The following is a 6,971-nucleotide window of genomic DNA, read 5'->3' as shown; positions in this document are numbered from 1 at the left end:
GGTCGCCCTGCGGCTTCGGCGCGGCCGTCTGCACGGCCACCGCGACCGGCTTGGCATCCACGGCCGGGTTGGCGTGGGCGGCGATCGGACCGGCGAAGACACCACCGGCGAACGCGAGACCAGCAACAGACAGCATGCTCTTACGGAAGATCGTGTTCATGGGGGTAGCTCCTTCGGGGGTAGGACACCCAACCGCCAAAAGGGGGAACGGCGGCAGGGTGTGAGCACCTCGTCCGGCGCTGCACAAAACAGGGGAAAAAGTCTTTAAGGTCGGCGGCCTGCGAGCGGGGCTCGTGGCGCCGGGTCCAGGTGTAACGACCGGCGGGCCGGGGTCATTCCGGGGGTGGCCCACCTGCCGGGCACCCTCGTCGGGGCGGTGCCTGCGGTCGTTCGTCAGGACTGCAACGGCCCGAGGGCCGGGGTCATTCCGGGGGTGGCCCACCTACCGCGCTCTCATCGAGGCGGTGCCTGGTCGGCCGTTCGTGGGGACTGTAACCACCGGCCGAGGCTGGCATTCCAACCTGCGGGAGCCGCATCCCAGACCCGTGAGGGTCGGGTAGCCGGTCGGTGGTACTGCGATCGTCAGGGTATGTAACGACCCCGGCCCGGCCATGATTCCGACCCACGGGTGCACCCGGTCACGCCCCACAACACCCAGCAACGGACAAATCACCCACACGTCACGGGCCCACGCGCCGAATCACCCCTCACCCGCGTGATCCACTCGGGCTCACGGAAGTCGGGGCATCCGGGACGCCGGGACACCCCGACATCAAGGAACCCGAGTTGATCAAGCCGGCTCCGCCCGCGCGGCCGGGCTTCCCCTGGGCGAGTCAGGTGTCCAGGTAGCGCAGGATGGCGAGGATCCTGCGGCTGTAGCCGGTCGTGTGAGCGAGGTCGAGTTTGTCGAAGATGGCGTTGACGTGCTTCTCGACCGCGCTCTGCGACACGTGCAGCCGCTGGGCGATGGCGAGGTTGGTGTGCCCCTGGGCCATCTCGTGCAGTACGTCCCGTTCCCGTGGCGTGAGCCGACCGAGCGGGTCGGGCCGCTCCGAGCCGGCCACCACCTGACGGACCACCTCCGGGTCGAGGGCGGTGCCTCCGGCGGCGACCCGGTCGAGTGCGTCGAGGAAGTCGTCCACCTGGGCGACCCGGTCCTTGAGCAGGTAGCCGACCCCCTCGGGACGGTCCGCGAGCAGCCGCGCGGCGTAACGCCGCTCCACGTACTGGGAGAGCACGAGAACGCCGGTGTCGGACCATCGACGGCGGATCTCCAGGGCGGCCCGCAGCCCGTCGTCGGTGTGGGTGGGTGGCATCCGGACGTCGGTGACGACCACGTCGGGACGGGACCGTCCGACCGCCTCGACAAGCTGGTCGGCGGTCCCGACCGCCGCCAGCACCTCGTGGTCCTCGTCGGCGAGCAGCCGCGTCAAGCCCTCCCGGAGCAGCGTCGAGTCTTCGGCGAGGACTAGTCGCACGGTAACTCCGCCAGCAGGGTCGTCGGACCGCCGGCCGGGCTGGTCACCCGCAGCCGGCCGTCCAGCGCGGCGACCCGCCGCGCCAGGCCGGACAACCCGCGCCCGGTCGGTTCCGCCCCGCCGACGCCGTCGTCGCGCACGCGCATCCGGATCCACCCATCCCGTACGCCGATATCGACCGTGACCAGGGTAGCGGCGGCGTGCTTCGCGGCGTTGGTGAGCGCCTCGCAGGCCACGAAGTACAGCACCGTCTCGAGCTGCCGTTCGGGGCGGACCGGCAGCTCGCAGCGGATCCGCACCGGTACCTCGGAGTTGCGGGCGACGATGGCCAGGACCTCGCCCAGATCACTGCTGTCCAGCGCCGATGGGTAGACCCGCCACGCCACCTCACGCAAATCCTCGATGGCCCGCTGCACGTCCTCGTGTGCCTGAGCGAGCAGCGCGTGCGTGCGGTCGGCGTCGCGGGCGCGCCGGGCCCGGCCGAGCAGCATGCCGAGGGCGACCAGCCGTTGCTGGAGGCCGTCGTGCAGGTCGCGTTCGATGCGCTGCCGTTCAGCGTCGACAGCGGCGATGATCCCGGCCCGACTGGTGGTCAACTCGTGGACGCGCCGCGTCAGCGCCGCCCGACTGCCCGGGCCGAGCAGTCCTCGAGCCAGCCGGACGTCCAGCGCGGCGACGCTCGCAACGGCCTGAACGTTGAGCAGGAGCAGCACCGCCCCGAGGGCGATCTGGGACAGGGCGTCGAGAAGGGTCAGCTCTCCGCGCACCGCCGCGCGCAGCACGATCCCGGCCAGCACCACGCCTACGCCCAACACGGCGTACGCCAGCAGGCCCAGCGTGCCGGGTAGCACTCGGGCGGCGAGGTAGCCGACCTGCCGTCGGGTCGGCACAGCGTTCGGCGTGGGCAGATCCTCCGCGGCGAGCAGCCCGGCGAGGCGGTGGTGTTCGATCCGCACCAGCCATCCGCCGTACCTACTGGTCAGGCCGGCTACCCGGCGGCCGGCCGCAGGCGCGAACGCGCACAGGCTGTACGCGGCGGCCGCGACGGCGAGAAAGGCGAACTCGACGGCGGCCGTCGCGATTCCGACGGCAACGCCGACCGGCAGCCGCCAGCCGCGCCGGAACCGCGCGGATCCGCACTCGGGCGTCCACAGCCGGAGCCGGTCCCACCACCTACCGGTTGACCGTTCCCCCACGCCTCGCCCGCCTTCCGCGCCGAGTGTGTTCTCCTCCCCTGCTCTGCGCCAGGTGACGCGCCCGCAGGTGACCCCGGGTGCCGCCTGAGGTGAAGCAGAGCAAAGGAGACCAGAGAAGGGTTGACTAGCGCTCGTCCGACGCCCACGATCCGCTTCGGTAGAGGGTGCCGCGACCGCCCGGGTCGGGCATCCCGTTCAGTTCGCTCTGCTCGGGTTCGGGCGGCTCCGGGTTCCGGGCGGCGCGGCGGGCCTTCAGCACGCGGGACCCGACGAACCAGGCGGCCGCCGCCACGCAGACCACGATCACCACTTTTTGGAGCGTGCCGACGTAGCCCTCGACGAGGTGCCAGTTGTCGCCCAGCAGGTAGCCGGCGAGCACGAAGGTGGTGTTCCAGATGAGGCTGCCCAGCGTGGTGTAGAGCAGGAACGTGGTCACCGGCATCCGCTCCACGCCGGCCGGAATGGAGATCAGGCTCCGGAAGATCGGGATCATCCGGCCGAAGAAGACGGCCTTCACACCGTGCCGCAGGAACCACGCCTCGGTCCGGTCCACGTCGCTGAGCTTGACCAGTGGAAGCCGGGACACGATGGCGCGCATCCGGTCGCGCCCCAGCGCCGCGCCGATCAGGTAGAGCGCGAGCGCGCCCAGCACCGAGCCCAGCGTGGTCCAGAAGATCGCACCGACCAGACTCATCCGTCCCTGCGCGGCGACGAACCCGGCCAGCGGCAGGATCACCTCGCTGGGAATCGGCGGGAAGAGGTTCTCCAACGCCACCGCCAGGCCGGCACCCGGCCCGCCGAGTCGTTCCACCAGGTCAGTGACGTAGCCGACGATCCCATCCTGCGGTGGTTCCGCTGCGGCGGCGGGGGTTCCGGTGGCGAACACGACGTGGGACGTTCGAATCATGCGCCCACGTTACGAAGTCATCCTGAGAGTCGACCATGAGGCTGACCGCCCGGCCGCGCGGGTCGACCACACCGGTGGGGGTGCGGAAAGCCGCACCCCACTGCGGCTCGCGGTGGTGCAGCCGCCGTGCGTACCCCTGGATGTCGCGGAGAACGCGCGGGCGCACGCCGCCGCGGTCCGCGCGGCGCGCGCCCGGGTGGTGGTCTTTCCGGAGCTGTCGCTGACCGGGTACGAGTTGGACGCGCCGGTCCTGTCGGTCGACGACCCGCGGTTGGCGCCGCTGGTCGAGGCGTGCGCCGAGACGAGCACGCTGGCGCTGGCCGGTGCGCCGGTCGCCGGCGACCACATCGCGATGCTGGCGGTGACCGGCGGCGGGGCGACGGTGGCGTACCGGAAGATGTGGCTGGGGGACGCGGAGGCCCGCCGGTTCCGGCCCGGCGACGCGCCGGTCGTGCTCGATGTGGACGGTTGGCGGGTGGGCCTGGCGGTCTGCAAGGACACCGGCGTGGCCGCGCACGCGGAGCGGACGGCCGCGCTCGGCGTCGACGTGTACGCGGCGGGTGTCCTGGAGTCGTCGCGCGACGCCGCCGTGACCGACCAGCGGGCGCAGCGGATCGCCACCACGCACCGGGTCTGGGTGGCGGTGGCGAGCTTCGCCGGGTCGACCGGCGGCGGCTACACCGAGGCGGCGGGACGGTCGGGCGTCTGGACGCCGGACGGCGAGGTCGTCGCCCGCGCGGGCACCGCGCCGGGCGAGTCGGTAAGCGTCACCATCGGCTGACCGGTCGCCGCAGGTGGCCCGACCGTGGCGGCGGCCGGCGCGGTTAGGGTGACGGAATGGTCTCCGGACGAGTGGTGCAGCTACGGCGGTACCCGGTCAAGTCGCTGCTCGGAGAGCGGATCTCCGCCGCCGACATCGGCGAGACCGGCGTCGCGGGTGACCGGGTACTGGCTCTGCTGGATCCGACCAGTGGGCGGGTGGCCAGTGCCAAGCAACCCCATCGCTGGCGCGGCCTGCTCACGCTACGGGCAACCGGCGGGGCTACCGATCCGGTACGGATCACCCTGCCCGACGGCCGCCCCCTGTCGATCGCCGACCCCGACATCGACAGCGCGCTCAGCGCGGCGGTGGGCCGCCCGGTGACCCTCGTCGACGCCGTACCGGCCGGCGCCACCCTGCTGCGGTCCCACCCGGAGGCGGTGCTCGCCGCCGGCCTCACCGACGAGGTCCCGGCCGACGAGAGCCGGCTCGGGGCAGTACTGCCCGGCACCTTCTTCGACTTCGCGCCGATCCACCTGGTCACCACCGCGAGCCTGGACGGGATCGCCGGGCACCTACCGCCCGGGGCGGGGACAGTGGAGCGCTACCGGCCCAACCTGGTGCTCGACACGGACACGGATGCCTTCGCCGAGAACGGCTGGGTCGGCCGGGAGCTGCGCGTCGGCCCGAATCTGGTGCTCGCCGTGCTCGCCCCGACGCCGCGCTGCGCGGTGCCGACGCTCGCGCACGGCCCGCTGCCCCGCGAGACCGAGGCGCTGCGGGTGCCCGCCCGGCTCAACCGGATCGAGCCGCTGCCCGGGATGGGTCCCCAGCCGTGTGTCGGCGCGTACGCAACTGTGGTCCGCTCCGGGCGGGTGGCCGACGGCGACCGCGTCGCGGTCGGCCCATAGTGTTTGCGCGCCGACGAGGATCTTGAAATGCTTCGGGAATGACCGCCTTTCCGGGGACCTTCGCCGATGACGTCGTCGGCCAGTCAGCTCAGGCGCAGTTCGAGGCGTTCATCGACGAGCACCGCAGAGCGCTCAACGGCTACCTGGACGGGCTGACCGAGGAGCAGGCGCGCCGCTCGTTGGTGCCGTCCCGGACCACGCTGCTGGGTCTGGTGAAGCACGCCACGTTCGTGGAGAAGGTCTGGTTCGACGAGGCCGTCACCTGTCGGTCCCGCTCGGAGATCGGCATCCCCGCCACGCCGGACGAGTCGTTCATCCTCGACGACGGCGACACGATCGCCACCATCCAGCGCGCCCACCGGGAAGCCTGCGAAGCCTCCCGCCGCGCCACCTCCACCCTGGGCCTCGACGACCTGCTTCGCGGCAACCGGCGCGGCCCGCTGCCGCTGCGCTGGGTCTACCTGCACGTGTTGCGCGAGCTTGCCCAGCACTGCGGGCACGCGGAGATCCTGCGCGAGCAGATCCTCGCCGCCAACTAGCACCGCCGGGCCGAGCTGGTCGCGCTCGGCAGGGCCTGGTTCACCCTCTGGCCCACCCGCCGGTGTCGGCGAAGCGACGCAGCGTCCAGCGGGCCGGCGGCCAACCGCCGGGGTCGTGGTCGGTGGTCCATTCGGTGATCGAGGCCGGGGGCACGTCCAGGTCGAACGCCCGGAAGACCGGCTGCGCGGCGAGTGCGTGGAACCCGCCCTCGACGGTCTCGCTGTGGCCGACCAGGACCACTGTGGAGCCCCGGTGCCGGTGGGCGATCTCCATGATCGCGCGGCTGACGCGGACCACCAGTTCGGCCCAGCTCTCGTTGCCCTCCTCGAACGGTCGGAACACGCCGCCACCTGGCACCGCGTGGTCGGTGCGGAAGAGGGCGGTCGGCAGGCCGTCGGCGTACGGGGGTGTGTGCCAGGTGCAGAGACCACAGTCGGCCACGGGCCGGACGCCCAACGCCGCGCCGATCGGTTGGGCGGTCTCGACCGCCCTGCGCAGCACGGACGAGTAGACCGCCACCGGCCCGTCGGCGACGACATCACCGGCGAGTCGGTTGGCCAGGTCGTGTGCCTGCTCGTGGCCGACGGCGGTGAGGCCCCGACAGCCACGTGGCCCACCGACGATTCCTTCGAGTTGGTGAACCGACTCGCCGTGTCGCACGAAGATCAGACGTGTCCGCATCCGGACATCATGCCAGCGGCATCGACGGGGGTATCAGTCGTCCGTACGGCCGGTGGAGAAGGTGCCGGCCTGGGTGAGCAGAGCGTCCAGTTTCGCGCCCGTCTGCGCTGGTAGGCGGTCCCGCCGCACCAGCTCGGCGATGTCGTCGCGCAGGTCGGCGACGCGCGTGGCGCGGTCCCTGCTGCGGCGGTTGAGGTCGGCGAGGTCGTCACGCAGATCTTCGGCGGTCTTCGGGTCGACGTCACCGCGGGCCACCGCGCTGGCGAGGACGGCGGCGAACTCGCTGCTCACCTGCCGGAAGCTGATCGGTACCTGCTGCCCGACCGTCGGGGGCGTGGTGCTGGCGGCGGAAGGTGCCGAGGACGGTGCGGCCGGCGTCGGCGAGTGCGTCGTGGGCGCCGGGGCGGCGGAGGTCGAGGGCGCGTCGGCGATCTCGGCCGGGTCGGGTGTGCCCGGGTTACCGAGCGGACCCTCCGCGAGCAGGGCGCCGACGCCGAC

7 protein-coding genes and 1 pseudogene are annotated in these 6,971 nt (G+C 72.3%); 3 read left to right on the top strand and 5 right to left on the bottom strand.

Features of this window, described 5'->3' with window-relative positions; all coding sequences use genetic code 11:
- Window positions 1-833: 833 nt before the first annotated feature.
- The 3 genes from PSH25_RS00105 to PSH25_RS00095 all read right to left on the bottom strand — a co-directional run bounded on the left by PSH25_RS00105 (window position 834) and on the right by PSH25_RS00095 (window position 3,581).
- Window positions 834-1,478, bottom strand: coding sequence for a response regulator (locus PSH25_RS00105; protein WP_238656978.1), 645 nt, complete (start codon window positions 1,476-1,478; stop codon window positions 834-836).
- Window positions 1,469-2,674, bottom strand: a complete 1,206-nt coding sequence (locus PSH25_RS00100) for a sensor histidine kinase (protein WP_238656977.1) — start codon at window positions 2,672-2,674, stop codon at window positions 1,469-1,471. Before PSH25_RS00100 ends, PSH25_RS00105 begins: the two co-directional genes overlap by 10 nt.
- 124 nt (window positions 2,675-2,798) lie before the next feature.
- Window positions 2,799-3,581, bottom strand: a complete 783-nt coding sequence (locus tag PSH25_RS00095) for a DedA family protein (RefSeq protein ID WP_238656976.1) — start codon at window positions 3,579-3,581, stop codon at window positions 2,799-2,801.
- Between PSH25_RS00095 and PSH25_RS00090 the strand changes: the two genes are divergently transcribed.
- Genes PSH25_RS00090 through PSH25_RS00080 form a run of 3 tightly spaced genes read left to right on the top strand, consistent with a single transcriptional unit; the run spans window position 3,580 to window position 5,791 of the window.
- Window positions 3,580-4,362, top strand: a complete 783-nt coding sequence (locus PSH25_RS00090) for a carbon-nitrogen hydrolase family protein (protein WP_238656975.1) — start codon at window positions 3,580-3,582, stop codon at window positions 4,360-4,362. The genes PSH25_RS00095 and PSH25_RS00090 overlap by 2 nt on opposite strands.
- A gap of 56 nt (window positions 4,363-4,418) precedes the next feature.
- Window positions 4,419-5,252 (top strand): MOSC domain-containing protein, encoded by an 834-nt coding sequence (locus tag PSH25_RS00085; protein ID WP_238656974.1) that lies wholly within the window; start codon window positions 4,419-4,421, stop codon window positions 5,250-5,252.
- Between the two features lie 38 nt (window positions 5,253-5,290).
- A complete protein-coding gene (locus PSH25_RS00080) occupies window positions 5,291-5,791 on the top strand; it encodes a DinB family protein (RefSeq protein ID WP_238656973.1) in 501 nt (166 codons plus the stop codon).
- A 40-nt stretch (window positions 5,792-5,831) separates the two neighbouring features.
- Here PSH25_RS00080 and PSH25_RS00075 read toward each other — a convergent pair whose 3' ends face one another.
- Together PSH25_RS00075 and PSH25_RS00070 are read right to left on the bottom strand one after the other, a co-directional pair.
- The gene (locus PSH25_RS00075; protein ID WP_238656972.1) at window positions 5,832-6,473 is read right to left on the bottom strand and encodes a histidine phosphatase family protein; all 642 of its coding nucleotides are present in this window, start codon (window positions 6,471-6,473) and stop codon (window positions 5,832-5,834) included.
- A 33-nt stretch (window positions 6,474-6,506) separates the two neighbouring features.
- Window positions 6,507-6,971, bottom strand: a pseudogene (locus tag PSH25_RS00070) (serine/threonine-protein kinase); the annotation flags it as partial.

Source organism: Micromonospora foliorum (assembly GCF_022229015.1).
In the GTDB taxonomy this organism is placed as follows: domain Bacteria; phylum Actinomycetota; class Actinomycetes; order Mycobacteriales; family Micromonosporaceae; genus Micromonospora; species Micromonospora foliorum.
This window is presented reverse-complemented; position numbering and strand designations above follow the sequence as displayed.

Excerpts from the sequence above, each read along its gene's own strand:
- PSH25_RS00080 (WP_238656973.1), top strand. The coding sequence starts at position 5,291 with ATGACCGCCTTTCCGGGGACCTTCGCCGATGACGTCGTCGGCCAGTCA.
- PSH25_RS00075 (WP_238656972.1), bottom strand. The coding sequence starts at position 6,473 with ATGCGGACACGTCTGATCTTCGTGCGACACGGCGAGTCGGTTCACCAA.
- PSH25_RS00095 (WP_238656976.1), bottom strand. The coding sequence starts at position 3,581 with ATGATTCGAACGTCCCACGTCGTGTTCGCCACCGGAACCCCCGCCGCC.
- PSH25_RS00090 (WP_238656975.1), top strand. The coding sequence starts at position 3,580 with ATGCGCCCACGTTACGAAGTCATCCTGAGAGTCGACCATGAGGCTGAC.
- PSH25_RS00085 (WP_238656974.1), top strand. The coding sequence starts at position 4,419 with ATGGTCTCCGGACGAGTGGTGCAGCTACGGCGGTACCCGGTCAAGTCG.